This window comes from Streptomyces sp. NPDC048417 (assembly GCF_040651615.1).
Taxonomy (GTDB): domain Bacteria; phylum Actinomycetota; class Actinomycetes; order Streptomycetales; family Streptomycetaceae; genus Streptomyces.
Genome location: NZ_JBEZKI010000020.1, coordinates 20512 through 46091 on the forward strand (window position 1 = coordinate 20512; position 25580 = coordinate 46091).

The window sequence follows — 25580 nt, forward strand, 5'->3', positions numbered from 1 at the left end:
CGGGCCGCGGTCATCGGGCGCCACGGTCGACGGGGGGGGCCGGGTTCGGTCTCTCCGCCCCTGCCGGAAGGCACCCCGCGCTACTGAACCGGGTCCTCGTCCGGTCGTACGTGGGTCAGCTTGGCCGGGTTGGTGACGACGTAGACGCCGGAGACCTGGTCGCCGTCCGGGGTGAGGTCCATGACCATCACGGCGTACGGGGAGTCGCCCGTGAACAGCACCGCCGCGTCGTCGCCGTTGACCCGACGGTAGTGCACGTCCAGGTCCCCGGCGCGCCGGGTGGCGTAACCGGCCAGCATGCGGGCGGCCTTCTCCCGGCCGTGGACCGGACGCAGCCCGGCCGCCTGCCGTACGCCTCCGCCGTCGATCCAGACCGTCACGTCCGGGGCGAGGATCTCCATGAGTGCGTGGAGGTCACCGCCGAGGGCGGCCGAGACGAACCGCTCGGTCGCCTCCCGCCGGACCCGGGGGTGGGCGCGGTAGCGGGGGCGGCGGGCGTGGACATGGGCGCGGGCCCGGTGGGCGAGTTGACGTACCGAGGCGGGGCTGCGGTCGAGCATGCCGGCGATCTCGGTGTGGGGATAGCCGAACACCTCGTGGAGGACGAACACCGCCCGCTCCAGCGGGGTGAGGGTCTCCAGGACCACCAGCAACGCCATGGAGACCGTGTCGGAGCGGACCGTGTGGTCGGCGGTGTCCGGGGCGAGGCCGGCGGTGGCGTCGGTGACCAGGGGCTCGGGCAGCCAGGGACCGACGTATGTCTCCCGCCGGGAGGCGATGGCCGCCCGCCGGGCGAGCGCGTGGTTCACCGCGATCCGGACCAGATAGGCGCGCGGATTGCCGATCTCCCGCAGCGGCGTCCGGACGGTCTTGCCGGACCAGGACAGCCAGGTCTCCTGGAGTACGTCCTCGGTGTCGGCGACGCTGCCGAGCATGTTGTAGACGACGGAGAACAACAGCTCGCGATGGTCGACGAAGAGCCGTGTCGCGGCGTCCGGAGGGACGTCCCGCCGGTCTCCCGGCCCCACCGGGACGTCCCGGGTCGGTCCCGCTCCGCCCGTCGCCGGGCTCTCGTCGGATTCGGCTGTCATCGGTCGCCCTCCTGTCTTCCTGTCTTCCTGTCCTCCGATCCGACGTGCTCAGCTCTGTTCCTCGTAGCCGATGTGGTACTTGGCAGCGATGGGGTTGACCTTGACGGGATCCAGCCGCCCCTCGGTGAGGACGGCGGGCCCCGCCTCGATCAGGTCCTCCAGGTACCGCTCCCAGCCGCCGGGCGAGGAGATCTGCAGGACCCGGGGCGGCGGGTCGGAGGCGCCGCGGAGGGCATGCGGGACGCCACGCGGGAGCAGTGCGAAGGTTCCCTCGGGCGCCTGGTGCCTGCGGTCGTCGAACTCGATCTCCAGGACGCCCTCCAGCACGTACACGCATTCGTCCGCGTGCCGGTGGACATGGCGCGGGATGTCCTGGGCCAGGGTCACCTCCAGCACCGACAAACGCCCCTCGGTGTCGTCGGTCGTCGCCTTGACGGCGAACGCGGGCGGCAGCGGGATCCGCCCCGGCCGGACGGCACCCGGCGCCAGCAGGACGAAACGGTCTTGGGACATGTGTGTGGCCTCCTTGGGCGGCTCGGTCGGATCCGAATTCACTTCCTGCCCCCGAACGCCTCTTTGCGGATGACGTCGAGGATGCTCGGAACACCTTCCGAGGTGCGGACGTCGACGAAGGCGTGCACATGACGGTCGTCGACCGCCTCACGCAGCAGCGCGTTTGCCAGATCCGCGCGCGAGGTGAACCGGCCGGGCAGGCGCGAAGTGGCGACCCGGTAGGGGCTGACGGCGTCCGTGTCGAAGAGACCGGCGGGCCGGACGACGGTCCACCGGTGATCGCCGTCCCGCACGATCTCCTCCATGCGCCGCATGTCCTCGTACACGGTGCGCCCTACGGTGCGCGCGATGGAGGGTTCGAGCACCTTCCGGAAGAGGAAGGTCTCACCGGGTGCCGCCACACCGAAGAGCACGGTCGAACTCACACAGACCAGGCGCCGGACGCCGTGCTTCGTCATGGCCTGCGTGACGCGGGTGATGCCCTGCGAATACACGGTGACGGGCTTTCGGCTGTAGGGCACCCCGAGCGTCGAGATCACCGCGTCCTGCCCGGCCACGGCGCGTTCCACCGCGTCGGGGTCGAGCACATCCGCGCCGGCCACCCGCAGCCGCGGGTCCCTGAGCGGGAACTCCTCGGGGTGGCGGGTGACGGCGGTGACCGTGTGGCCTTCGGCGACCGCCTGCGCGGTGACCTGCCGCCCGGTCGGTCCGTTCGCCCCGAATACGACGAGATTCACGTGTCTTCCCCTCTCCTGCAGTCTCCGCGAACGACCTTGCCGGTGGCCCGGGGGGGGCGTCCGGTGCAGTCGTTCGACTGGTCCTGCATCTGGGAGGGGCCCGGCGGCGGCGAGTGTGACATCCCGCCGCCGGGTGGGACGTGGATCACATCTCCTGGGCGGGCAGGTCCAGGTGTTCGAGCCGCGCCGGGTCGGCGAGGATGTACATCTCGGTGATGCGGCCGTCGGCGACCGTGACCGCCGTGACCGAGAGCGGGCGCCCCTCGGGCATGGTGACCACGCCGACCGTGCCGTTGACGAGCACGAGCCGCGACCAGACCGAGAACTGCCGGAAGGCGAACGCCCCTTCGGCCACCGACCGGGCCCCGCGCAGCACCTTGGAGGCTGCCGCTCCGCGCACCAGTGCGCCCGAGTCCACCCGCAGCACCACATCGGGGTGGAGCACCGCGACCAGTGCCTCGAAGTCACCGCCACGGGATGCGGCGAGGAAGGCGTCCAGTGCCTGGCGCTGCCGGCCGAGGTCGGGGTCCGCCGACGGGGTGGCACCCTGCACCCGGCGGCGGGCCCGGCTGGCCAGCTGCCGGGTCGCCGCCGCACCGCGTTCCACGATCGGCGCGATGTCGTCGAAGGGCACCGCGAACATGTCGTGCAGCACGAACGCCAGCCGCTCGGCGGGCTCCAGCGTCTCCAGGACGATCAGCAGGGCGATCCCCACGGAGTCGGCCTCCACCGCCTCCTTCTCGGGGTCCACCTCCGACAACGGCCTGACCACCGGGTCCGGGACGAACGTCTCGTCGATCGGTTGCTCGCGCCGGGCCGTGCGGGAGCGCAGCATGTCCAGGCAGACCCGGCCGACCACCGTGGTCAGCCAGCCGCCGAGGTTGCGGATCTCGGCCGCGTCGGTGCGGCCGAGCTTGAACCAGGCCTCCTGGACCGCGTCCTCGGCCTCGGCGAGCGAGCCCAGCATCCGGTAGGCCACCGCGCGCAGCCGGTCGCGGTGCTCCTCGAAGCGGCGGGCCAGCAGTTCCGTGTCGTTCATCCGTCTCCCCGTTCGTCGGCCGGGGCGCGCGGCGATGGCCGGGCGTCCTCCCCACGCACTGTCTTACCAGGAGGTGCGGACACACCCTGTCCGCATTCTCCGTCGCGGCCTCAGACCTCGTCGCGGACGAGCGCGAGGAGCCGGTCCAGGACCCGCGGGGCACCGGCGCGCAGTCCGTCGTGCTCGAACTCGTCGGTGACCCAGGTACGCAGGCCCCGGACGGCCCGGGCGGTCCGCAGCGAGTGCCCGGCGTCGACGTACATGTCGTCGTGGTAGACGGCGGCGGCGACCGGGACCTCGTTCGCGGCGAGCCGGGCCGGGTCGTACAGCGGCTGCCAGTCGGTGCGGGCGGCGAGCAGTGCGGCGGTCTCGCGCAGCGGGCGCAGGGAGGGGTCGGTCTCGAACATCCAGGGGTGGACCGTCTCGCCGGTGAACAGCACCGGGGCGTCGTCGGCGAGCGCCTTGGCCGCGTCGAACTGCGGGAACTCGGCGCGCACCCGCTCGGCCGCCCAGGCGGTGGGGCGGGTGTCCTGGCCGTAGGTCGGCTCGTGGACCAGGGCGTACAGCGGGTTGCTCGCGTACGACAGCAGTCCCTGGACCTGCTCCTGGAAGGCGTCGGCGAGTTCGGGGCCGGACGCGGTGCGGACGAAGGCGTCCTCCAGGAGGAAGTGCAGGCGGTGGCTGCCGTCGCTCGTGCCCAGCATCAGGCCGAGCGACTGGAACGCCTCGACGGTGAGCCGGTAGCCGTTCGGCAGGACCACCTGGTGGTCGAGGAGGTACTCGGCGATCCGCCGGGCCCGCTCGACGTCCATCGGGTAGCGGTCGTAGTGCGCGGTGACCTTGCGTTCGACGCGCGGGTAGGCGGCCCGGTAGACGTCGTCGGCGTGCGCGTCCAGGGACGGCAGGCCACCGGTGATGAGGGAGGTCCTGAGGCCTTCCGGGAAGAACGACAGGTACGTCACCGTGCAGAAGCCGCCGAAGCTCTGGCCGAGGGTGGTCCAGGGGGCGCCGCCGGTGACCTGTGGGCGGATCGCCTCGCAGTCCCGGACGATCGAGTCGGCGCGGAAGCGGGCCAGGTGGTCGGCCTGGGCGGCCGGGCCGCCGCGCAGCGGCAGCGTCTGCCGGTTGACCGGGGTGGAGCGGCCGGTGCCGCGCTGGTCGAGGAGGAGCACGCGGTACTCCCGCAGGGCGCGGTCGAGCCAGGCCTGCCGTCCGACGAAACGATTCGCCCCGAATCCCGGTCCGCCCTGCAGATAGAGCAGCCAGGGCAGTTCCTCGTCCGCCTTGTCGCTCGCGACCGCCTCCCGGGCGTACAGCTCGATGGTCTCGCCGTCCGGGTCCGCGTGGTCCAGAGGGACGGTGAAATGGCGGTCGGTGAGGACGACGCCGGGCTGGCGGTAGCTGAGGCTCAACGATTCTCCCGGGACGGACGGACGGTCGCGACCCAGTTCAGCACACGTCCGGGGCCCGTTCGCCCCCGGGATCATGAAATCGTTACTGAATAGCCGATCAGCGGGCGGCGAGGCTGGAGCGGCGCACCACCAGTTCCGGCTGGAGCACCACCCGGCGATGCTCGTGGGCCGTCTGCCCCTCGTGTTCCTCGGTCTCCTCCAGCAGCAGGTCGGCCGCCATGGCGCCCATGGTGACGGCCGGCTGACGGACGGAGGTCAGCGGTACGGCGGCCGCGGCGGCGAACTCGATGTCGTCGTAGCCGACGATCGCCAGATCGTCCGGGACGATCACCCCGGCCGCGTACATGGCCTGGAGGACGCCGAGGGCGAGCAGGTCGTTGGCGCAGAACACGGCGGTGGGCCGGTCGGCGAGGCCGAGCAGCCGGGCCCCCGCGTCCCGTCCGGCCGACACGTCGAGCCGCTCCGTCGGCAGCTCGCGCAGCGCGTCGGGTCCAAGGCCCGCCTCGGCGAGGGCGTTCAGGGCACCGGTGCGCCGGTCGCGGACCTGGTTGAGCCCGGGCGGCCCGCTGACGTAGGCGATGGACCGGTGCCCGGCGTCGACGAGATGGCGGACCGCGAGAGCCCCGCCCGCCACGTCGTCGACGCTCACCGAGCACTCGGTGGTGCCCTCCGCGACCCGGTCGACCAGCACGAAGGGGATGCCGTGCCGGCGGAAGGCCTCGATGTTGCGGCCGGTGGCGTCCGCCGGGGTGAGCAGGACGCCGCGCACCCGCTGTTCGGCGAAGAGCGCGAGGTAGTCGGCCTCCTCACCGGCGTTCTGGGCACTGTTGCAGACCATCACACCGACCCCGGCCTGCCGCGCCGCCCGCTCGGCGCCCCGGGCCACGTCCACGAAGAAGGGGTTGCCCATGTCGAGGACGAGCAGGCCCATGATCCGGCTGCGGCCCGCGCGCAGCTGACGCGCGGACTCACTGCGGACGTAACCGAGCCGGTCGATCGCCGACTGCACCCGCGCCCGGGTCTCGCCGGCGACGGTGTCCGGGCGGTTGATGACGTTGGAGACCGTGCCCACCGAGACTCCGGCGGCGCGGGCGACGTCCTTGATACCCACCGACTGGGCCATCGGGCGAGACCTCCAGGGAACAGTGGAAGGCACCTTCACAGCGAGGAAGGGCACATCCGGAAGGGCTTCACATTACGACATGCCTCGGGCACCGGCCCGGGTCAGCCGGGCAGGGCGAAGTCGACGACATGGAGCGCCGAGGGCGTCGTACCGCTCGACTTCTCCTGGTACATGAACGACAGCACGTGGTCCGCGCCGACCCGCATCTCGTCGATCACGACCTCGCCGAAGGCGTTCAGCTCACTGCCGTCGTACAGCAGTGTCCAGTCGGTGTACCCGGAGGCCTTGGACGCACCGGCGATCCGGCCGAACGGGAACACCGCGTAGGCGTTGTCGTACCTGTCCAGGACCAGCTTGGTGCGCTGGCTGGAGTTCAGGGCGACCGGGATCTCGGTCTTCTGCCAGGTGCCGGAGGAGTTCTTGCGGACGTGGAAGGCGCGGCCGTCGGCGGTGCGGTCGCCGACGTAGTCCGTGGTGCACTGGCCGAAGCGACCGGGCACGTAGCTGATGATCGCGTGCGGGAGGCCGGCGGAGTCGGTCCACTGGCTCTCCTGGTTCATCAGGGAGTGGTCCGGGTCGAGCGGGTCGACGACGAGACCCGGGTCGGTGACGGCGACCGTGTCCGAGGTGCCGGTGGTGGCGACCAGCGCGCCGGCGTCGTCGCGCCAGGTGCGGCCGCGGTCGGTGGAGTAGACGTAGCCGGTGTCGTGGTTGGTGATGCCGCCGCTGTTGCACATCACGGCGCCGCTCTGCTCCCGCCAGGTGAAGAAGGCGTGCAGCCGCCCGTTCACGTCGTAGTCGATGCCGTGCAGATACATGTTCCGGGCGGTCGACGAGCCGTGCTCGCTCGTGTACGTCCCGCCGGCCCCGGACCACTCCCCCAGCACGGTCCACCGCGAACCGTCGTACTCGGCGAGGGCGTTGCGGCCGTTCCCGGAGATCCCCACCCGGTAGCTCAGCTGAAGCCTCCCCTCGGGCGTGGAGATGAACTGCGGGTAGGTGAACTGCGGGGTCGGCGACACCCCGTCCAGCGATGTCTGTACGGCTCCGAAGACGGCCGACGTCCACGCCGTGGAACCGGGCTTGTCCAGCAGCCCGGCGGCCGACTTCACGTAGAACAAGCCGTCGCTGTGGGAGTCCATGGTGATGTGGAGGCGGCCGTCGACCCTGGAGACGCCCATGGAGATGACGTTGTGGGAGTCGTCGGCCTTGAGCCGGTGGGCGAGGGTGACGGTCGCCCATGACGACCCGCCCGGCGCCCGGCGCCCGATCACCGCGGCGCCGGTCGAGGTGTACCAGCCGGCGTACTGGTAGCCCCGGTAGGTGAACAGGCCGTTCTTCTGGAAGGAGTTGTTGTTGACCAGGCCGTCGTAGGAGACGAAGAAGACGGCCTGGGCGTCGAGTTGGCTGGTGCTCTTCTTGGTGACGGACGGGCCGGGGTCGGCGGCCCGTGCGATGCCCGGCGTTGCCACACCGGCCAGTATGGCGGTGGTGAGCACGGTACGGCGTCTCATGAGCGGCTCCTGGGCGAGGGGACGGGTCGTCAGGCGAGGTGGAACACTTCGGTCAGCGGCTTCATCGCCTCGTCGGGCCGGGTGCCGTCCAACGACTCGAAGAACGGCCCCATCTCGGTCTGCCAGCGGGCGTTGACCTCGGTGGCCTCCATCCCGGCCCGGGCGGCCTCGAAGTCCTCGGTCTCCAGATAGCCGACCAGCAGGCCGTCGTCGCGCAGGAAGAGCGAGTAGTTGTGCCAGCCGGTGGCGGAGAGCGCCTCGCGCATCTCGGGCCACACGGCGGCATGGCGTTCGCGGTACTCGGCGACGCGGTCCTGCCGGACCTTGAGGAGGAAACAGACCCGCTGCATCAACACCCCTTTGGATCCTAGAAGTTGAACTGGTCGATGTTCTTCGCGTCGAACACGGTCGGCTTGCCGAGGTTGATCACGCCGTCCTTGCCGATGGTGTACGTGGCGGAGCCGGCCTTGAAGGTCTCGCCCTCCTTGCCGGTGATCTGGCCGGAGGCCAGGGCGACGGCGGTGCGGGCGGCGAGGTCGCCGAGCTTGGCCGGGTCCCACAGCTCGAAGCCGTCGACGGTGCCGTTCTTGACGTACTGCCGCATGTCGTTGGGCGTGCCGAGCCCGGTCAGCTTGACCTTGCTCTTGTACTTGGAGCCGGACAGGTACTGGGCGGCCGCCTTGATGCCGACGGTGGTCGGGGAGATGATCCCCTTGAGGTTCGGGTACTGCTGGAGCAGGCCCTGGGTCTGCTGGAAGGACTGCTGGGCGTCGTCGTTGCCGTAGGCGACCTTGACCAGCTTGACGTTCTTGTACTTCGGGTCCTTCAGCTCCTCCTTCATGAACCCGATCCAGGTGTTCTGGTTGGTCGCGGTCTGCGCGGCGGACAAGATCGCGATCTCGCCCTTGTACCCGATCTGCTCGGCGAGCAGCTGCACCTCGGTACGGCCGAGGTCCTCGGCGCTGGCCTGGGAGACGAAGGCGTTGCGGCAGCCGGCGTTGGTGTCGGAGTCGTAGGTGACGACCTTGATCCCGTTGCTCATGGCCTGCTTGAGGGCGGTGCACAGGGCGCCGGGGTCCTGGGCGGACACGGCCATGGCGTTGACCTGCTGCTGGGTGAGGGTGTTGACGTAGGAGACCTGCCCGGAGGTGTCGGTGGCGCTGGAGGGCCCGACCTCCTTGTACTTGGAGCCCAGCTCGGTGAGCGCCTTCTCGCCGCCCTTGTCGGCGGAGGTGAAGTAGGGGTTGTTGACCTGCTTGGGCAGGAACCCGACGGTCAGCCCCTTCTTCAGTGCGGCGTTCGGATCGGCCTTGGCGGTCGAGGTGGCCGCCGCCGACTCGTCACCGCCGGAGTTGTTCTTGGTCGTACCGCCGCAGGCGGTGGCGGCGAGAGAGAGGGCGGAGACGGCCGCGAGGGTCACACAGGCACGCCGGAGGGATGACTTACGCATGAGGGTTCCTTTTGAAGTAGGGGCGGTGGAAGCGCCCCCTCCTGGGGGCGCGGGACTGTATTTCATTTGCGGCTTCGCCGCGTGGGCGCGATCAACCACACACAACCCGCAGTGTTCAGACGGCCTTGGCAGCCTTGTGCCGTGCGAGGGAGATCTGCTTGGCAACCCTCGGGCCGAGCACCGAGACGACGAGCAACACACCGGTCACGACGATCTGGGACTGCGCGGACACATTGAGCAGGCTCATGACGTTCTGCAACGCCCCGAGCAGAAACACCCCGGCAACGGCCCCGCCGAGCGTCCCCTTGCCCCCGTCGAAGTCGATGCCGCCGAGCAACACCGCGGCCACGACGCTCAGTTCGAGCCCCGTCGCGTTGTCGTACCGCGCACTCGCGTAGTGCAGGGCCCAGAAGATCCCGGTCAAGGACGCCATCAACCCGGTGGCGACGAACAGGATCAGTTTGTTTCGCTTCACTCGGATCCCCGCGAACCGCGCCGCCTCCTCGCTCGCCCCGACCGCGAACAGCGACCGCCCGAACGGCGTGGCGTGCAGCACCACCACGGCGATCACGAGCAGCACCAGGAACGGCAGGAAAGCCCGCGGCAGGAACGTGCTGCCGAGCCGCCCGGCCGCGAAGTCGAGGTACTGCGTGGGGAAGTCGGTGACCGCGTCCGAGCCGAGCACGATCTGCGCGATGCCCCGGTAGGCCGCGAGCGTGCCGATGGTGACGGCCAGCGACGGCAGGCCCAGCCGGGTCACCAACAGCCCGTTGACCAGCCCGCAGACCACCCCCAGCAGCAGGCACAGCGGGATGATCGTCTCGATCGCCATGCCCTCGTTCCAGAGCCTGCCCATGACCGCGCCCGACAGACCGGCGGTCGAGGCGACCGACAGGTCGATCTCGCCGGCCACGACCAGCAGCGTCATCGGCAGCGCGACCAGGGCGATCGGAAGCGTGTTGCCGATCAGGAACGACAGGTTGAGCGAGTTGCCGAAGCCGTCCACGAAGCCGAAGGAGAACAGCAGCAGAACGACCAGCAGGGCGCCGACGACGGTGTCCCAGCGAATCGCACGCGTCAAGGACTCAGGCATGGCTGGTGCTCTCCTTGCTGGTCGCGGTCCTCTTGAGGGCCGACTTCTTCTTCAGCGCGGCCGCCACCCGCAGCGCCACGACCCGGTCCACGGCGATGGCGAGCAGCAGCAGGAAGCCGTTGATGGCGAGGACCCACACGGAGCTGACCCCGAGGGCCGGCAGCACGCTGTTCACCGAGGTCAGCAGCAGCGCGCCCAGCGCGGCGCCGTACACGCTCCCGGAGCCGCCCGTGAAGACCACGCCGCCGACCACCACGGCGCTCACGACGGTGAGTTCGTAGCCGGTGCCGGTGCCGGAGTCGACGTTGCCGAAGCGGGCCAGATACATCGCCCCGGCCAGTCCGGCGAGTCCGCCGCAGAAGGTGTACGCGGTGAGGATCCGCTTGCGCACCGGGATACCGGCCAGCCGGGCGGCCTCCGGGTTGGACCCGAGGGCGTACAACTCCCGTCCGCTGCCGAAGTGCTTGAGGTAGTAGGCGGTGGCCACCAGGACCGCGAGAGCGATGAGCGCGAGCCAGGGGACGGCCGACAGCCCGCCCGAGCCGAAGTCGTTGAACCCGCCGGGCAGATCCGCGGCCGTGATCTGCCGGGAGCCGACCCAGATGGAGTCGACGCCGCGGATGATGTACAGCGTGCCGAGGGTGACGACGAGTGCGGGTACCTGGCCGAGGCTGACGAGAAGGCCGTTGAGCAGTCCGCAGCCGATGCCGAGCAGCACGGCCAGCACGATCGCGACGACCGTGCTGCCGCCGCCGTGCAGGTAGTCGCCGGCGGCGAAGGCGGTGATGCCGAGCGTGGATCCGACGGACAGGTCGACGTTCCTGGTGATCACCACCAGGGACTGGCCCGTGGCGACCAGCACCAGGATGGTGGCGTTGAGCAGCAGGTCCTTGATGCCCTGCTCGGAGAGGAACTCGCTGTTGCCGGCCTGGGTGACGGCGATCATCACCAGGAAGACGACCAGGATGGCGAGTTCGCGCATCTTGAAGACACGGTCGACGAGCCGGGTCCCGCTGGACTCGGGCGTCTCGGCGACGGAGGTCTGTTCGGAGGTGGTCACCGTCATGCGGCGGCCCTCCCCATGGGGGTGGTCGTCATGCGGCGGCCCTCCCGGTCGCTGCGGCCATCACGGTTTCCTCGGTGGCGTCGGTGCGCGGGATCTCGGCGGTGATCCGGCCCTCGTGCATCACCAGCACGCGGTCGGCCATGCCGAGGATCTCGGGCAGGTCGGAGGAGATCATCAGGACGGCGACCCCGTCGGCGGCCAACTCGCCGAGGAGGCGGTGGACTTCGGCTTTCGTACCGACGTCGATGCCCCGGGTCGGTTCGTCGACGATCAGCACCTTCGGTCCGGTCGCCAGCCACTTGGCGAGGACCACCTTCTGCTGGTTGCCGCCGGAGAGCGTGTTGACGGTGTCGGCGATCCGGGCGTACTTCACCTGGAGCTTCACCGCCCAGTCGAGGGAGCGGCTGCGCTCGGCGCCCCGGTCCATCAGGCCGGCCCTGACGGTCGTCCGCAGTCCGGTCAGGCCGATGTTGCGCTCGATGGACATGTCCATCACCAGGCCCTGGGCGCGCCGGTCCTCGGGGACGAGGGCGAGCCCGGCGGCCATCGCCGTGGAGGGGGCGCCGTTGGTGAGCTTGCGGCCCCGCACCTCCACCTCCCCCGCGTCCCAGCGGTCGACGCCGAACACGGCCCGCGCGACCTCGGTGCGGCCGGCGCCGACCAGTCCGGCGAGGCCGACGATCTCCCCGGAGCGCACCTCGAAGGAGACGTCGGTGAAGACGCCCTCCCGGGTCAACCGGCGTACGGAGAGAAGGACTTCACCCGTCGGTACGTCCTGTTTGGGGTACAGCTCGTCCAGGTCGCGGCCGACCATCCGGCGGACGAGGTCGTCTTCGGTCATGCCGTCGACGGGCTCGCTGGCGATCCAGGCGCCGTCCCGGAGCGTGGTGACCCGCCGGCAGATCTGGAAGATCTCCTCGAGCCGGTGCGAGATGAACAGCACGGCGGCGCCCTGGTCGCGCAGGGTGCGGACGACACCGAAGAGGCGGGCGACCTCGCTGCCGGTGAGGGCCGCCGTCGGCTCGTCCATGATCAGGACCCGGGCGTCGAAGGAGAGCGCCTTGGCGATCTCCACGATCTGCTGGTCCGCGATGGACAGGCCGCGGGCCGGGCGGTCGGGGTCGAGAGCGACGCCGAGCCGTTTCATCAGGGCGGCCGTGGCCGCGCGGGTGGCCTTGTGGTCGATCCGGCCCAGCGTCCGCCGGGGCTGCCGGCCCATGAAGATGTTCTCGGCGATCGACAGGTCGGGGAAGAGCGTGGGTTCCTGGTAGATCACGGCGATTCCGGCGTCGCGGGCGTCGCCGGGGCCGTGGAAGACGACGGGCTCGCCGTCGAGCAGCACCTGACCGGCGTCCGGTCGGTGCACCCCGGCGAGGGTCTTGATCAGCGTCGACTTGCCCGCGCCGTTCTCCCCGGCGAGGGCGTGCACCTCGCCGGGGAACAGCTCCAGGGAGACGTCCCGCAGGGCGCGGACGGCACCGAAGGACTTGGAGACGTCCTTCAGCGCCAGCACCGGGGCCGGTCCCGTGTCGGACGGGTGGGTCATGGGGGCTCCTCGACGACACCGGCGAGACGGTCGGCCCCGGCTCCACGGCGTCGTGAAAGGTTTCAACTGGATTGCCGGGACCGTAGGCACCACGGGCATGTCACGTCAATGGGTCCGTATCGAAAAAATTTCGATAGCCTAAGGTCACGACGGAGTCACGGAGAACCAGGTTGGCCGGAGTGCTTGACACCCCTTCGGGGGGCTCATACTTTGCCGTTCTGAATCGTTTCACCGTTCATACCCCAGGAGCCCCGAAGTGACCGACCTCGCCGCGGTGAAGGCCGCGCTGAAGACCCAGGCCGTCGAGACGCCGTCGTGGGCGTACGGAAACTCGGGGACCCGTTTCAAGGTGTTCGCCCAGCAGGGCGTGCCACGCTCGGCGAAGGAGAAGCTGGACGACGCGGCACAGGTCCACGCGGTGACCGGGGTCGCTCCGACGGTGGCGTTGCACATCCCCTGGGACAAGGTGGACGACTACGCGGACCTGGCCGGGCACGCCGAGAAGCAGGGGCTGAAGCTGGGGGCGATCAACTCCAACACCTTCCAGGACGACGACTACAAGCTGGGCAGCATCTGCCATCCGGACGCGGCGGTGCGCCGCAAGGCCGTCGGCCATCTGCTGGAGTGCGTCGACATCATGGACGCGACGGGCTCCCGCGACCTGAAGCTGTGGTTCGCGGACGGCACCAACTACCCCGGGCAGGACGACATCCGGGCCCGCCAGGACCGGCTCGCGGAAGGGCTGGCCGAGGTGTACGCGCGGCTGGGCGAAGGTCAGCGGATGCTGCTGGAGTACAAGCTGTTCGAGCCGTCCTTCTACACGACCGACGTACCGGACTGGGGCACGGCCTACGCCCACTGCCTGAAGCTGGGGCCGCAGGCGCAGGTCGTGGTCGACACCGGGCATCACGCGCCGGGTACCAACATCGAGTTCATCGTCGCCACACTGCTGCGCGAGGGGAAGCTCGGGGGCTTCGACTTCAACTCGCGGTTCTACGCGGACGACGACCTCATGGTGGGAGCCGCGGATCCGTTCCAGCTGTTCCGGATCATGTGCGAGGTCGTGGGCGGGGGCGGGTTCACCTCCGAGGTGGCCTTCATGCTCGATCAGTGTCACAACATCGAGGCGAAGATCCCGGCGATCATCCGGTCGGTGATGAACGTGCAGGAGGCCACGGCGAAGGCGTTGCTGGTGGACCGGGGGGCGTTGGCCGACGCGCAGGCCGCGGGGGACGTGCTCGGTGCGAATGCCGTGCTGATGGATGCATATGACACGGATGTGCGGCCGTTGCTGCGGGAGGTGCGGGCCGAGATGGGCTTGGACCCCGACCCTCTCGCGGCGTACCGCCGGTCCGGGTGGGCCGAGACGATCGTTGCCGAACGTGTTGGTGGGGAACAGGCGGGGTGGGGGGCGTGAGCGTCAAGCGGAATCTGTGAGTCGCGGACTGCGGGTCCGTCGTGGCTGGTCGCGCCTACGCGGCGGAGCCGCACATCGATACAGCCCCGCGCCCCTGGGGAAATGCAGTCACGCTCTTTCGAGAAGTAAGGAATCTCCCATGCCCGCCCATCCCTCCGCCGCCTCCCTCCTCGACCGTTCCCATCGGCTCGGCGCCGATGCCCGTAACACCAACTACGCCGGCGGGAACGCCTCCGCCAAGGGCGCTGCCACCGATCCCGTCACCGGGGGCGATGTCGAGCTGATGTGGGTGAAGGGGTCCGGTGGGGACCTTGGCACCCTCACCGAATCCGGGCTCGCCGTGCTGCGGCTCGACCGGCTCCGGGCGCTCGCCGGTGTCTATCGGGGCGTCGAGCGCGAGGACGAGATGGTCGGTGCCTTCGACTACTGCCTGCACGGCAGGGGCGGGGCCGCTCCCTCCATCGACACCGCCATGCACGGGCTGGTCGACGCCCCGCATGTCGATCATCTGCACCCGGACTCCGGGATCGCGCTGGCCTGTGCCGCCGACGGGGAGAAGCTGACCGCCGAATGTTTCGGGGACTCGGTGGTGTGGGTGCCGTGGCGGCGGCCCGGGTTCCAGCTGGGGCTGGACATCGCGGCCGTGCAGGCCGCCAACCCGCAGGCCGTCGGGTGCGTCCTCGGCGGGCACGGGATCACCGCCTGGGGCGACACCTCCGAGGAGTGTGAACGCAACTCGCTCCACATCATCCGCACCGCCGAGGCCTTCCTCGCCGAGCGCGGCAGGGCGGAGCCCTTCGGGCCCGTCGTCGCGGGGTACGGCACGCTGCCGGAGGCCGAGCGGCGGGAACGGGCCGCCTCGCTCGCGCCGTATGTACGGGCCCTCGCCTCCCAGGACAAGGCCCAGGTCGGGCACTTCACCGACACCGAGGTCGTCCTCGACTTCCTGGCCCGGGCCGAGCATCCGCGGCTAGCGGCGCTGGGGACGTCATGCCCGGACCACTTCCTGCGGACCAAGGTACGGCCGCTGGTCCTTGACCTGCCGCCGGCCGCGCCCCTCGACGACGTCATCGCCCGGCTCAAGGAGCTGCACGCCGCGTACCGCGAGGAGTACGCCGCCTACTACCGGCGGCACGCCCTGCCCGACTCCCCCGCCATGCGGGGCGCGGACCCGGCGATCGTACTGGTGCCCGGCGTCGGCATGTTCAGCTTCGGGAAGGACAAGCAGACGGCCCGGGTCGCGGGCGAGTTCTATGTCAACGCGATCAATGTGATGCGCGGCGCCGAGGCCGTGTCGGCGTACGCGCCGATCGAGGAGTCGGAGAAGTTCCGGATCGAGTACTGGGCGCTGGAGGAGGCCAAGCTCCAGCGGATGCCGAGGCCGAAGGCCCTGGCGACCCGGGTGGCGCTGGTGACGGGGGCCGGCAGCGGGATCGGGAAGGCGATCGCACACCGGCTCGCCGCCGAGGGGGCCTGTGTCGTCGTGGCCGACCTCAACGCCGAGGGTGCCGCCGCCGTCGCGGAGGAGCTCGGCGGGCCCGACAGGGCCGTGGCCGTCACCGTCGACGTGACGGACGAGGAGCAGATCGCCGCCGCCTTCCGGGCCGCCGTGCTGGCCTTCGGCGGGGTCGACCTCGTCGTCAACAACGCCGGGATCTCCATCTCCAAGCCCCTGCTGGAGACTTCGGCCAAGGACTGGGACCTCCAGCACGACATCATGGCCCGCGGCTCCTTCCTGGTGTCGCGGGAGGCGGCCCGGGTGATGATCGCCCAGGGGCTCGGCGGTGACATCGTCTATATCGCCTCCAAGAACGCCGTGTTCGCCGGGCCCAACAACATCGCCTACTCGGCCACCAAAGCCGACCAGGCTCACCAAGTGCGGCTGCTGGCAGCCGAGTTGGGTGAGCACGGGATCCGGGTCAACGGGGTGAACCCGGACGGTGTGGTGCGCGGGTCCGGGATCTTCGCCGGCGGGTGGGGGGCGCAGCGGGCCGCCGTGTACGGGGTGGAGGAGTCGAAGCTGGGCGAGTTCTACGCGCAGCGGACCATCCTCAAGCGCGAGGTGCTGCCCGAGCATGTGGCGAACGCCGTGTTCGCGCTGACGGGCGGGGAGCTCACCCACACCACCGGGCTGCATGTACCCGTGGACGCGGGTGTGGCGGCCGCGTTCCTGCGATGACCGGTTCCAGGTCCTATGCCGCGGTCGACCTCGGCGCGTCCAGTGGGCGCGTCATGGTCGGCCGCGTCGGGCCCGACTCGCTGGAGCTGACCGAGGCACACCGGTTCGCGAACCGGCCGGTGCGGGTGCCGGAGGGGCTGCGCTGGGACGTACTCGCCCTGTACACCGGGGTGTTGGAGGGACTGCGGGCAGCGGGCCGGGTGGACTCCGTCGGGCTCGACAGCTGGGCCGTGGACTACGGGCTGCTGGACGCCGACGGGGCACTGCTCGGCAACCCGGTGCACTACCGGGACGCCCGCACGGAGGGGATCGCCGAGAAGGTGTGGGCGACCCTGCCGGCGGCGGAGCTGTACGCCCGCACCGGGCTCCAGTACGCGCCCTTCAACACCCTCTACCAGCTGGTGGCGGCACGTTCGAGCGCCCAGTACGCCCATGCCGAGCGGCTGTTGCTCATCCCCGACCTGCTGTCGTACTGGCTGACCGGCGAGCAGGGCACCGAGCTGACCAATGCCTCCACCACCCAGCTGATCGATCCCCGGACGCGCGACTGGTCGTACGAGGTGGCGGACCGAGTGGGGATCGACCTCGGGTTGTTCGCGCCGCTGCGGCGGCCCGGGGACAAGGCCGGGGTGTTGCGGCCCGAGGTCCTTGAGGAGACCGGGCTGGCCGGGCCGGTGCCGGTGACCGCCGTCGGCTCGCACGACACCGCGTCGGCGGTGGCCGCCGTACCTGCGGTCGGTGAGCGGTTCGCCTACATCTGCACCGGCACCTGGTCGCTGGCCGGGCTCGAACTGGCCGCGCCCGTGCTGACCGAGGAGAGCCGGGCCGCCAACTTCACCAATGAGCTGGGGCTGGACGGCACGGTCCGGTATCTGCGCAACATCATGGGGTTGTGGCTGCTCCAGGAGTCCGTACGGGCCTGGGGCGACCCGGATCTGGACAGGCTGCTGCGGGAGGCGGCCACCGTGCCGGCGCTGCGCTCGGTGGTGGACGCGGGGGACCCGGAGTTCCTGGCCCCCGGCCGGATGCCGGAGCGGATCGCCGAGGCGTGCCGGGCGTCCGGGCAGCCGGTGCCGCGGACTCCCGGCGAGGTCACCCGGTGCATTCTCGACTCCCTGGCGCTCGCCCACCGGCGGGCCGTCACCGACGCGCAGCGACTCGCCGATCACCCGGTGGACTCGGTGCACGTGGTGGGCGGGGGCACCCGCAACGCGCTGCTCTGCCAGCTCACCGCCGACGCCTGCGGGCTGCCTGTGGTGGCGGGTCCGACGGAGGCGGCGGCCCTCGGGAACGTGCTGGTCCAGGCCCGTGCGCACGGTCTCGTCGGTGACCTCGCCGACATACGGCGGCTGGTCACCCGCACCCAGCCGCTCACCCGGTACGCGCCGCGCGGCGACACCGCCCGCTGGGCGGCGGCCGAGGCCCGACTCGCCACGCGGTGAACCGGGGCTCCCGCCGACCGCACCGGCCCATTACTCCCCCACTACGCTAACGCGTGCGAGGGTACCCCCAGCACTCATCCGATGATCGACCCCGAGGAGCCGCGATGCGTGTCGCCCTGTTCCTGACCTGTGTCAACGACACGCTCTATCCGGACACGGGCCGTGCCGTGGTGAAACTCCTGACCAGGCTGGGCGTCGAGGTCGACTTCCCGATGGCCCAGACCTGTTGCGGGCAGGCCCACTACAACACCGGGTACCGCCATGAGACGGAACCGCTGGCCCGGCATTTCTCCGATGTCTTCGGGGAGTACGAGGCGATCGTGACACCGTCCGGGTCGTGCGGGGCGATGGTGCGGGAGCTGTATCCGAGGATGGGTGAGCGGGCCAGGGCGGAGGGACGCGGGAGCGGTCTCGCGATCGCACTGGCACCGGTGGTGCCGAAGACGTACGAGCTGACCGAGTTCCTGGTGGACATGCTCGGGGTGACGGACGTGGGGGCCTACTACCCGCACAAGGTGACCTATCACCCGACCTGTCACGGGCTGCGCAGTCTGGGGCTCGGCGAGCGGCCGCGCCGACTGCTCCAGGCCGTGAAGGGACTGGAGTTGGTGGAGCTGCCGGGGGCGGAGGAGTGCTGCGGGTTCGGGGGGACGTTCGCGGTCAAGAACGCCGACGTCTCGGCGGCGATGGGGGCCGACAAGGTGCGCAACGCCGAGTCGACGGGCGCGGAGGTGCTGTGCGCGGCCGACAACTCCTGCCTCATGCACATCGGCGGCACCATGACCCGGCTCGGCACCGGCATGCGTCCGGTGCACATCGCGGAGATCCTGGCGAGCACGGAGGAGGAGCCGACCGTATGAGCGGTACCTATGTGGGGATGCCGGCCTTTCCGAAGGCCGCGCACGAGGCCGTCAACAACCCGACGCTGCGCGGGAATCTGCGCCACGCCACGCACACCATCCGCGCCAAGCGGGCCAAGGCGGTCGCCGAGGTGTCCGACTGGGCCGCGCTGCGCGAGGCCGGCAAACAGATCAAGGACCATACGCTCCGTCATCTCGACCGCTACCTCGTCCAGTTGGAGGAGGCGGTGACGAGGGCGGGCGGTACGGTCCACTGGGCCGCCGACGCCGACGAGGCGAACCGGATCGTCACCGAACTGGTCAAGGAGACCGGCGAGTCGGAGGTCGTCAAGGTCAAGTCGATGGCCACCCAGGAGATCGGGCTGAACGAGGCCCTGGAGGCCGAGGGCATCCGGGCCTACGAGACCGATCTCGCCGAGCTGATCGTGCAGTTGGGCAAGGACCGGCCCTCGCACATCCTGGTCCCGGCGATCCACCGGAACCGGGGGGAGATCCGGGACATCTTCCGGCGCGAGATGGGTGAGTGGGGGCGCCCCGCGCCCGAGGGCCTCACCGACACCCCGGCCGAACTCGCCGAGGCGGCCCGGCTCCACCTCCGCGAGAAGTTCCTGCGCGCCAAGGTCGGCATCTCCGGCGCCAACTTCATGGTCGCCGAGACCGGCACCCTGGTCGTGGTCGAGTCCGAGGGCAACGGGCGGATGTGCCTCACCCTGCCCGAGACGCTGATCTCGGTCGTCGGCATCGAGAAGATCGTGCCGACCTGGCGGGACCTGGAGGTCTTCCTGCAGACCCTGCCCCGCTCGTCGACCGCCGAGCGGATGAACCCGTACACCTCGATGTGGACCGGCACCACCGACGGGGACGGCCCCCGGACCTTCCACCTGGTGCTCCTCGACAACGGCCGCACCGACACCCTGGCCGACGAGGTCGGCCGCCAGGCGCTGCGCTGCATCCGCTGCTCGGCCTGCCTCAACGTCTGCCCGGTGTACGAGCGGGCGGGCGGGCACGCCTACGGCTCGGTCTACCCGGGCCCGATCGGCGCGATCCTCAGCCCGCAGCTGCGGGGGACGGCGAGCGAGATCGACGCCTCGCTGCCGTACGCCTCGTCACTGTGCGGGGCCTGTTACGAGGTGTGCCCGGTCGCCATCGACATCCCCGAGGTGCTGGTGCATCTGCGGGAGCGGGTCGTGGAGGGCGGCGAGGCGGTCCGGAACGGCAACAAGGTGCTGCTCAAGCCCGCCAAGGGGCATGCGGCCGAGCGGGCGGCGATGCGTGCGGCCCGCTGGGCGTTCTCCCACCCGGGCGCCCTGCGCACCGGCCAGCGGCTCGCCTCCCGCAGCCGCCGCTTCCATCCCCGTACGCTGCCGGGTCCGGGCAGGGCCTGGAGCGAGACCCGGGACCTGCCGGCCGTACCGGCGGAGCCGTTCCGGGACTGGTGGCAGCGGACCAACGGCGGAAAGGGCGGTGCGAAGTGAGCAGCAGGGAGCGGATCCTGGGCCGGGTGAGGCGCGCGCTGGCCGAGGTGCCGGGCGAGGACGCGCCGCTCGAGCGGGCGTATCTGCGCGAGCACGGTGAGCGGAGCGTCGCGGAGACGGTGGAGCTGCTCGCCGAGAACCTGGCGGACTACCGGGCGCTCGTACATCGGTGCGCGGAGAGCGAACTGGCCGCCCTGATCGGCCGGTTGGTCGCCGAGCGTGCGGCCGGGACGGTGCTCGTACCGGCGGGGCTGGACCCGGAGTGGCTCTCGGCGGCCGATGCCGAGGTGTTCCCGGATCGCGCCGAGAGCACGCCGCACCAGCTCGATGGGGTCGGCAGTGTGGCCACCGGGTGTGCGGTGGCGATCGCCGAGACCGGGACGATCGTGCTGGACGGCGGCCCGGACCAGGGCCGCCGCCGCATCACGCTCGTCCCGGACCATCACATCTGTGTCGTCCGGGTGCCGGACCAGGTCGTCTCCTCCGTGCCGCAGGCCCTCGAACGCCTCGACCCGGCGCGCCCGCTGACCTGGATCTCCGGGCCGTCCGCGACCAGCGACATCGAGCTGGACCGGGTCGAAGGGGTGCATGGTCCGCGCACCCTGGAGGTGGTGCTGGTCAGCGCCGACCGGCCGAGCGCCGAGGTCACCTCGTAGGTGTGCCGCCGCTTCGACGCGCGGGCCGTAAGGGGCGCGGCTAGCGTGAGGGAATGATCCGGTTCGAGCAGGTCACCAAGCGGTATCCGGACGGCACGACCGCCGTGGACGGCCTCTCCTTCGAGGTGGCGGAGGGTGAACTCGTCACGCTGGTGGGCCCGTCCGGATGCGGCAAGACGACGACGATGATGATGGTCAACCGGCTCATCGAACCGACCTCCGGCCGGATCCTCGTCGACGGCGAGGACATCGCCCAGGTCGACCCCGTGCACCTGCGCCGCCGGATCGGCTATGTCATCCAGCAGGTGGGCCTGTTCCCGCACCGCACGGTCCTCGACAACACCGCGACCGTCCCGGCCCTGCTCGGCTGGAAACGGGCCAGGGCCCGCAAACGCGCCGCCGAACTGCTCGACCTGGTGGGCCTGGACCCGAAGACGTTCGGTCCGCGCTACCCGGACCAGCTCTCGGGCGGCCAGCGGCAGCGGGTCGGCGTGGCCCGCGCGCTCGCCGCCGATCCCCCTGTGCTGCTGATGGACGAGCCGTTCGGCGCGGTCGACCCGGTGGTGCGGGAGCAGTTGCAGGACGAGTTCCTCCGGATGCAGGCCGCCGTGCGCAAGACGGTGCTGCTGGTCACCCACGACATCGAGGAGGCGGTGCGGCTCGGCGACCGGATCGCGGTGTACGGGCAGGGACGCATCGAGCAGTACGACACGCCGGGTGCGGTGCTGGGGACGCCCGCCACGTCGTATGTCGCCGAGTTCGTGGGCGCGGACCGCGGGCTGAAGCGGCTGTCGGTGACCGAGATCCAGCCCGACGACCTGGAACAGCCGCCGGTCGCCCGCCCGGCCGAGTCCGCCGAGAGCGCGGCCGCACGGCTGCGGGCGGAGGGCGCCCGCTGGGCGGTGGTCCTGGACCCGGACGGCGACCTGCACGGCTGGGTGGGCCGGGACGAGTTGGCGGCCGGCGGCACCGTCGGCGACCTGGCGCACCGGATGACCGCGTGGGTGCCGGTCGGCGCCCCGCTGAAGCAGGCGTTCGGGGTGATGCTCCAGCACGACGCGGGGTGGGTCGCGGTCCTCGACGGCTCGCGCTTCCTCGGCGTGCTCACCCCGGCCAAGCTGCACGAGGCACTGCGCCGCTCGGTGGACGCGGGACGCGCGCGGCGTCTCCCGAGGCCAGGTGCCGTTCGACTCGGTCTCCGACGCCTGACGGGCGGGGTGCCGGCCGGTGTTCGTCAGCTGTACGTCATCGGGCAGCCGCGGCGCAGTGAGTGCTGCGCGGCCCGCAGGTACAGCGCAACGTAGAAGGCCGCGTCCAGGTCCTTCCCCCACGGGCCGGGGCGGGCGGCGGCGGCTTCCTCGGCCGGGCCTTCCAGGAACCACATCGTCAGATCGAGGTTGTCGCAGGCCTCCGGTATCGCGTCCACGGGAAGCCGGATCGCCGCCGCCAGCCGCTCCGCGAGGGCGAGCACCTCGGGAGCGCCGGCGATCACCGTCTCGTCGGTGTAGGCGGACTCGAGGGGCAGCCGGATCTCCCCGTCGAGGGAGACCGGCACCAGCACCGACCAGTCCAGCAGCACCTCCACTTCTCCCGGGGCCAGTTGTTCCCGGCACAGCGCGCCGAACCCGTCCATGGAGGGCACCAGCTTCTCCTCGAACGACTGCCCCGAGCCGCGCACCAGACCTGCTGCCTCGGGCACGGACTCGTACGGCGCGAGCCCGCGCCGCCGCAACTCCTCGTTCAGGGCCGAGGCGACGGCGCCCTTGCCGCCCTCTTCCGCGTCCTCGAACCACTCCTGCGCGGCGACACTCACCAGATAGATCCCCATGCCCCGGAACGTACCGCCCGCCACTGACAACGGGCACCGAACCTCACTTCACCAGGCCCTTGTCCCGCAAGTACGTGCGCGCCACGTCCTGGGCCAGCCGTCGCCAGCTGTCGACCTGCTGGTTCATGGCGGCCAGGTCGGCCGTCGTCAGGACGTCGTTGAGCTCACCGAGCGACTTGGTGACCCGGTCGCTGCCCGCCCGTGCCCGGTTGACGACCGGGACGACGTAGTCGGCGTTCTGCAGATGCTTGTCGTCGGCGAGCAGGACCAGGCCGAACTGGTCGAGGGTCGCGTCCGTGGTGGTGGTCAGCACCATCTGGTCCTGCCCGCTCTGCACGGCCCGCTTGGCCTGGGTGGTACCGACCCCCTTGGGATCGACGCCGGTGATGTCGATGCCGTAGACCTTCTTCAACCCCGGTTCGCAGTAGGGCCGTTGCACGCACTCGTCACCCGCCGCGAGCCGCACCTTCAGCCCCGAGGCGCCCAGGTCGCTGAGCGTCCTGAGGTGGTGCTGCCGGGCGTAGGCGGCGGTGACCGCGAAGGCGTTCTGGTCCACCGCCCGCCCTGGATCCAGGACCGTGAGGCCGCGCGGTGTGGCCAGACGGCGCAGCGCCTTCATCGTGGTGGCGAGGTCGGGCGACCCCACGGGCGGTGCGTCGGGGCCGTTGGCCTTGGCGTTGAGCCAGTCGGCGAAGGTGGCCGCGTACTCGGGGACGGCGTCGATCTGCCCGGATTCCAGGGCGGGTTCGTAGATCTCCCGGTTGGCCACGGTGATGAGGGAGGTCCGGTAGCCGGCCTGGTTCAGCAGCTGCGCGTACATCTGGGCGAGCAGGTCGCTCTCGGTGAATCCGGCGGATCCGATGGTCAGCTGCCGGCTGTCGCCCGGGGGCGCGGTGACCTCGCCGCGGTTCTCCAGGGAGGGGCCGGTGGTGCAGGCGGTGAGGGTGACCAGCAGCGCGGCCGGTACCGCCGTACGGCACCTCACCGCGAGCCCCGCACCCAGAACGGGGCGAGCCGCTCGGCGACCTCGAAGACGCCCTCGACGATCAGCGCGAAGACGGCGACCAGGATCGCCCCGGCGACCACCTGGGGAGTGCTGGCCAGATTGAATCCGGCGGTGATGATCCGCCCCAGCCCTCCCCCGCCCGCCAGCGCGGCGATGGTGGCCGTGGCCACGAGCTGGACGGCGGCGATCCGCACCCCGTTGAGGACCAAGGGGAGCGAAAGGGGCAGTTCCACGTGAAACAGCATCTGTCGCCCGGTCATCCCCATGCCGCGCGCCGCCTGCACGATGCTCCGGTCGACCTCACGCATCCCGACGTAGGTGTTGGTGAGCAGCGGCGGTACCGCGAACAGCACCAGGGCCACCACCGTGGGGCCCTGGCCCCACCGGCCGATCGGGGTGAGGAGCAGCAGGACCAGGACGGCGAAGGTGGGGACTGCACGGCCCACGTTGGAGATGTTCACGGCGAGTGCACCTCCCCTGCCGAGGTGGCCGAGGATCAGCGCGACCGGCAGGGCGATGGCACAGCTGACGAGAAGGCAGACGACGGTGAGGACGAGGTGCTGGAGCAGCCGGTGCCCGATCCCGTCGTCGCCCGCCCAGTGCGCGGCGTCGGCGAGCCAGTCCCAGGCGTCGGCGAGCGTCGTCATGCGCGGGCCGCCCGGGTCCACGGGGTGAGCAACCGCTGGGCACCGAGCAGCAGCAGGTCGGCGGCCACGGCGATCAGCACGCACAGCACGGAGGCGGTGAGCACCTGGGCCTTGAAGTAGGTGTTCATCCCGGCGTAGATCAGGTTGCCGAGCCCGCCGAAGCCGACGATCGCGCCGACGGTGACCAGAGAGACCGCCGAGACGGTGGCGATGCGCAGTCCGGCCATCGCGGCGGGCAGGGCGAGCGGCAGTTCGACGGTGAGCAGGAGGCGGATCGGGCCGTACCCCATGCCGCGAGCGGCCTGCCGGGTCTCCTCAGGGACGGCACGCAGGCCCGCGAGGATGTTCCGGACGAGCAGGGTGAGCGAGTAGAGCACCAGGCCGGCGACGACGAGGGTGGCGGAGAGGCCGTAGACCGGCAGGAGCAGGGAGAACATCGCCAAGGAGGGGATGGTGTAGAGGATCGTCGTGACGCCGAGGACGGGCCCGGCCGACCAGCGCCAGCGGCGGGCCAGCACGGCCAGCGGAACGGCGATGACGAGCCCGATGAGCACGGAGACCGCGGTGAGCCGGAGGTGCTGGCCGACCGCGTCGAGGAGGATCTGGCGGCGGCTGCTCAGATAGGCGCCGCAGATCCACTCGTTGCGCGCGAGACAGTCGTTCGGGGGCGCGGTCACGCGTCCATTGCATCGGGCGGCCGAGACGCCCGGCGCGTTGGGCTGACCCGTCCGGGTCGGCCAGTGCGCGGCAGGCGACGTCCGCCCTTGCAGGAGCGGCGTCCGGCTCGTTCTCCCGGCGTGCCGGACGGAAGCCCTCGTACGGGATGTACTCGGGCTTTCGCCCGGTGCGGCGAGAGGGCGTGCCGGGCATCGCGACGGGGCGGACGTTGCTGGCGCGGCGCTAGCTCATCCCCGCCGCGTCCATGAGGGCGTCCGCCGTTCCGGTGGCCAGCCCGTCGTCCAGCCGTTCGATGTGGGCGCCGGCGCGGGCGCTGGCCCCGTCGAAGATCAGCATCAGGCGGCGGGCCAGGACGGCCGGATCCGTCGCGCCGCCCTGTCCGGCCTGCTCCCGGAAGAATCCCTCCATCCGGCCCTTGGCGTCGCGGGCCACCACGCTCGCCGGATGCTCGGGGTCCTTCAGCTCGACCAGGACGGCGAGGTACGGGCAACCGAGGTACTCGGGGTTCCCGGAGCTCTTCTCCAGCCGCTCGAAGACGTGCCGGATCCGCTCGCGGGGCGTGGCCGACGCGTCCTCGGCCGGCACGAGCTGGGCCTCGTACCAGGACCTGCGGCGCTCCAGGCTGGCGGCCAGCATCTCGTCCTTGCTGTCGAAGAGCTGGTACATCGACCGCTTCGACACCCCGGCCGACCTGCACAGCGCCTCGACGCCGACGGAGACGCCGTCGCGGTAGAAGAGCTCGCCGGCGGCTTCGAGCAGCCGGTCGCGGGGGGACGCCTTGTCGGTGGCGGGGTCGGTGGTGGCCATA

23 protein-coding genes and 1 pseudogene are annotated in these 25580 nt (G+C 71.0%); 7 read left to right on the forward strand and 17 right to left on the reverse strand.

The window, feature by feature from the left end; all coding sequences use genetic code 11:
- Nucleotides 1-80: 80 nt before the first annotated feature.
- From sigJ (AB0D59_RS29400) to AB0D59_RS29455, 12 genes are all read right to left on the reverse strand, one after another.
- Nucleotides 81-1091 carry an RNA polymerase sigma factor SigJ gene (sigJ, locus tag AB0D59_RS29400; RefSeq protein ID WP_362571538.1) on the reverse strand — a complete coding sequence of 337 codons (1011 nt, stop codon included), beginning with the start codon at nucleotides 1089-1091 and terminating at the stop codon, nucleotides 81-83.
- A 48-nt stretch (nucleotides 1092-1139) separates the two neighbouring features.
- On the reverse strand, nucleotides 1140-1604 hold the full coding sequence (locus AB0D59_RS29405) for a cupin domain-containing protein (RefSeq protein WP_362571541.1): 465 nt from the start codon (nucleotides 1602-1604) through the stop codon (nucleotides 1140-1142).
- Between the two features lie 38 nt (nucleotides 1605-1642).
- Nucleotides 1643-2341: an NAD(P)H-binding protein gene (locus AB0D59_RS29410; RefSeq protein ID WP_362571544.1), complete on the reverse strand. Its 699-nt coding sequence runs from the start codon at nucleotides 2339-2341 to the stop codon at nucleotides 1643-1645.
- A gap of 145 nt (nucleotides 2342-2486) precedes the next feature.
- Nucleotides 2487-3380: an RNA polymerase sigma factor SigJ gene (gene sigJ, locus AB0D59_RS29415; RefSeq protein ID WP_362571547.1), complete on the reverse strand. Its 894-nt coding sequence runs from the start codon at nucleotides 3378-3380 to the stop codon at nucleotides 2487-2489.
- Between the two features lie 110 nt (nucleotides 3381-3490).
- Nucleotides 3491-4792, reverse strand: a complete 1302-nt coding sequence (locus tag AB0D59_RS29420; RefSeq protein ID WP_362571549.1) for an alpha/beta fold hydrolase — start codon at nucleotides 4790-4792, stop codon at nucleotides 3491-3493.
- A gap of 97 nt (nucleotides 4793-4889) precedes the next feature.
- Nucleotides 4890-5915, reverse strand: a complete 1026-nt coding sequence (locus tag AB0D59_RS29425; protein WP_362571552.1) for a LacI family DNA-binding transcriptional regulator — start codon at nucleotides 5913-5915, stop codon at nucleotides 4890-4892.
- A 101-nt stretch (nucleotides 5916-6016) separates the two neighbouring features.
- Complete coding sequence (locus AB0D59_RS29430) at nucleotides 6017-7429, reverse strand: BNR repeat-containing protein (RefSeq protein WP_362571555.1); 1413 nt, start codon at nucleotides 7427-7429, stop codon at nucleotides 6017-6019.
- A 29-nt stretch (nucleotides 7430-7458) separates the two neighbouring features.
- Nucleotides 7459-7779, reverse strand: coding sequence for an L-rhamnose mutarotase (locus AB0D59_RS29435; RefSeq protein ID WP_362571558.1), 321 nt, complete (start codon nucleotides 7777-7779; stop codon nucleotides 7459-7461).
- A gap of 17 nt (nucleotides 7780-7796) precedes the next feature.
- On the reverse strand, nucleotides 7797-8879 hold the full coding sequence (gene rhaS, locus AB0D59_RS29440) for a rhamnose ABC transporter substrate-binding protein (RefSeq protein WP_362571560.1): 1083 nt from the start codon (nucleotides 8877-8879) through the stop codon (nucleotides 7797-7799).
- A 115-nt stretch (nucleotides 8880-8994) separates the two neighbouring features.
- Nucleotides 8995-9972, reverse strand: coding sequence for an ABC transporter permease (locus AB0D59_RS29445; protein ID WP_362571563.1), 978 nt, complete (start codon nucleotides 9970-9972; stop codon nucleotides 8995-8997).
- The gene (locus AB0D59_RS29450; protein ID WP_362571566.1) at nucleotides 9965-11038 is read right to left on the reverse strand and encodes an ABC transporter permease; all 1074 of its coding nucleotides are present in this window, start codon (nucleotides 11036-11038) and stop codon (nucleotides 9965-9967) included. Before AB0D59_RS29450 ends, AB0D59_RS29445 begins: the two co-directional genes overlap by 8 nt.
- Nucleotides 11039-11066: 28 nt before the next feature.
- On the reverse strand, nucleotides 11067-12584 hold the full coding sequence (locus AB0D59_RS29455; RefSeq protein ID WP_362571568.1) for a sugar ABC transporter ATP-binding protein: 1518 nt from the start codon (nucleotides 12582-12584) through the stop codon (nucleotides 11067-11069).
- A 256-nt stretch (nucleotides 12585-12840) separates the two neighbouring features.
- Between AB0D59_RS29455 and rhaI the strand changes: the two genes are divergently transcribed.
- From rhaI to AB0D59_RS29490, 7 genes and pseudogenes are all read left to right on the forward strand, one after another.
- On the forward strand, nucleotides 12841-14001 hold the full coding sequence (gene rhaI, locus AB0D59_RS29460; RefSeq protein ID WP_362571570.1) for an L-rhamnose isomerase: 1161 nt from the start codon (nucleotides 12841-12843) through the stop codon (nucleotides 13999-14001).
- Between the two features lie 139 nt (nucleotides 14002-14140).
- Nucleotides 14141-16180 carry a bifunctional aldolase/short-chain dehydrogenase gene (locus tag AB0D59_RS29465; RefSeq protein ID WP_362571572.1) on the forward strand — a complete coding sequence of 680 codons (2040 nt, stop codon included), beginning with the start codon at nucleotides 14141-14143 and terminating at the stop codon, nucleotides 16178-16180.
- A complete protein-coding gene (locus AB0D59_RS29470) occupies nucleotides 16177-17622 on the forward strand; it encodes a rhamnulokinase family protein (RefSeq protein WP_362571575.1) in 1446 nt (481 codons plus the stop codon). The genes AB0D59_RS29465 and AB0D59_RS29470 overlap by 4 nt, the downstream gene beginning before the upstream one ends.
- A 104-nt stretch (nucleotides 17623-17726) precedes the next feature.
- Entirely contained in the window at nucleotides 17727-18482 is a 756-nt protein-coding gene (locus AB0D59_RS29475; protein WP_362571578.1) for a (Fe-S)-binding protein, read from the forward strand.
- Nucleotides 18479-19957 carry a LutB/LldF family L-lactate oxidation iron-sulfur protein gene (locus AB0D59_RS29480; protein WP_362571580.1) on the forward strand — a complete coding sequence of 493 codons (1479 nt, stop codon included), beginning with the start codon at nucleotides 18479-18481 and terminating at the stop codon, nucleotides 19955-19957. The genes AB0D59_RS29475 and AB0D59_RS29480 overlap by 4 nt, the downstream gene beginning before the upstream one ends.
- On the forward strand, nucleotides 19954-20613 hold the full coding sequence (locus AB0D59_RS29485) for an LUD domain-containing protein (protein WP_362571583.1): 660 nt from the start codon (nucleotides 19954-19956) through the stop codon (nucleotides 20611-20613). Before AB0D59_RS29480 ends, AB0D59_RS29485 begins: the two co-directional genes overlap by 4 nt.
- A gap of 53 nt (nucleotides 20614-20666) precedes the next feature.
- Nucleotides 20667-21822 (forward strand): annotated as a pseudogene (locus AB0D59_RS29490) (betaine/proline/choline family ABC transporter ATP-binding protein).
- Nucleotides 21823-21847: 25 nt separating this feature from the next.
- On the opposite strand, the gene AB0D59_RS29495 reads toward AB0D59_RS29490, so the two are convergent.
- From AB0D59_RS29495 to AB0D59_RS29515, 5 genes are all read right to left on the reverse strand, one after another.
- On the reverse strand, nucleotides 21848-22441 hold the full coding sequence (locus tag AB0D59_RS29495; RefSeq protein ID WP_362571586.1) for a hypothetical protein: 594 nt from the start codon (nucleotides 22439-22441) through the stop codon (nucleotides 21848-21850).
- 43 nt (nucleotides 22442-22484) lie between these two features.
- A complete protein-coding gene (locus AB0D59_RS29500) occupies nucleotides 22485-23426 on the reverse strand; it encodes an ABC transporter substrate-binding protein (RefSeq protein WP_362571589.1) in 942 nt (313 codons plus the stop codon).
- The gene (locus AB0D59_RS29505; protein WP_362571592.1) at nucleotides 23423-24094 is read right to left on the reverse strand and encodes an ABC transporter permease; all 672 of its coding nucleotides are present in this window, start codon (nucleotides 24092-24094) and stop codon (nucleotides 23423-23425) included. Before AB0D59_RS29505 ends, AB0D59_RS29500 begins: the two co-directional genes overlap by 4 nt.
- Nucleotides 24091-24771, reverse strand: a complete 681-nt coding sequence (locus AB0D59_RS29510) for an ABC transporter permease (protein WP_362571595.1) — start codon at nucleotides 24769-24771, stop codon at nucleotides 24091-24093. The genes AB0D59_RS29505 and AB0D59_RS29510 overlap by 4 nt, the downstream gene beginning before the upstream one ends.
- Nucleotides 24772-24994: 223 nt before the next feature.
- Nucleotides 24995-25579, reverse strand: a complete 585-nt coding sequence (locus AB0D59_RS29515) for a TetR/AcrR family transcriptional regulator (protein WP_362571598.1) — start codon at nucleotides 25577-25579, stop codon at nucleotides 24995-24997.
- Nucleotide 25580: the final 1 nt, after the last annotated feature.

Bases quoted from the DNA above. Each gene is read 5' to 3' on its own strand.
- AB0D59_RS29445 (WP_362571563.1), bottom strand. From the start codon at position 9,972: ATGCCTGAGTCCTTGACGCGTGCGATTCGCTGGGACACCGTCGTCGGC.
- AB0D59_RS29475 (WP_362571578.1), top strand. From the start codon at position 17,727: ATGCGTGTCGCCCTGTTCCTGACCTGTGTCAACGACACGCTCTATCCG.
- sigJ (WP_362571538.1), bottom strand. From the start codon at position 1,091: ATGACAGCCGAATCCGACGAGAGCCCGGCGACGGGCGGAGCGGGACCG.
- AB0D59_RS29425 (WP_362571552.1), bottom strand. From the start codon at position 5,915: ATGGCCCAGTCGGTGGGTATCAAGGACGTCGCCCGCGCCGCCGGAGTC.
- AB0D59_RS29430 (WP_362571555.1), bottom strand. From the start codon at position 7,429: ATGAGACGCCGTACCGTGCTCACCACCGCCATACTGGCCGGTGTGGCA.
- AB0D59_RS29450 (WP_362571566.1), bottom strand. From the start codon at position 11,038: ATGACGGTGACCACCTCCGAACAGACCTCCGTCGCCGAGACGCCCGAG.
- AB0D59_RS29465 (WP_362571572.1), top strand. From the start codon at position 14,141: ATGCCCGCCCATCCCTCCGCCGCCTCCCTCCTCGACCGTTCCCATCGG.
- AB0D59_RS29470 (WP_362571575.1), top strand. From the start codon at position 16,177: ATGACCGGTTCCAGGTCCTATGCCGCGGTCGACCTCGGCGCGTCCAGT.
- AB0D59_RS29480 (WP_362571580.1), top strand. From the start codon at position 18,479: ATGAGCGGTACCTATGTGGGGATGCCGGCCTTTCCGAAGGCCGCGCAC.
- rhaS (WP_362571560.1), bottom strand. From the start codon at position 8,879: ATGCGTAAGTCATCCCTCCGGCGTGCCTGTGTGACCCTCGCGGCCGTC.
- AB0D59_RS29495 (WP_362571586.1), bottom strand. From the start codon at position 22,441: ATGGGGATCTATCTGGTGAGTGTCGCCGCGCAGGAGTGGTTCGAGGAC.
- AB0D59_RS29505 (WP_362571592.1), bottom strand. From the start codon at position 24,094: ATGACGACGCTCGCCGACGCCTGGGACTGGCTCGCCGACGCCGCGCAC.
- AB0D59_RS29455 (WP_362571568.1), bottom strand. From the start codon at position 12,584: ATGACCCACCCGTCCGACACGGGACCGGCCCCGGTGCTGGCGCTGAAG.
- AB0D59_RS29435 (WP_362571558.1), bottom strand. From the start codon at position 7,779: ATGCAGCGGGTCTGTTTCCTCCTCAAGGTCCGGCAGGACCGCGTCGCC.
- AB0D59_RS29405 (WP_362571541.1), bottom strand. From the start codon at position 1,604: ATGTCCCAAGACCGTTTCGTCCTGCTGGCGCCGGGTGCCGTCCGGCCG.
- AB0D59_RS29515 (WP_362571598.1), bottom strand. From the start codon at position 25,579: ATGGCCACCACCGACCCCGCCACCGACAAGGCGTCCCCCCGCGACCGG.
- sigJ (WP_362571547.1), bottom strand. From the start codon at position 3,380: ATGAACGACACGGAACTGCTGGCCCGCCGCTTCGAGGAGCACCGCGAC.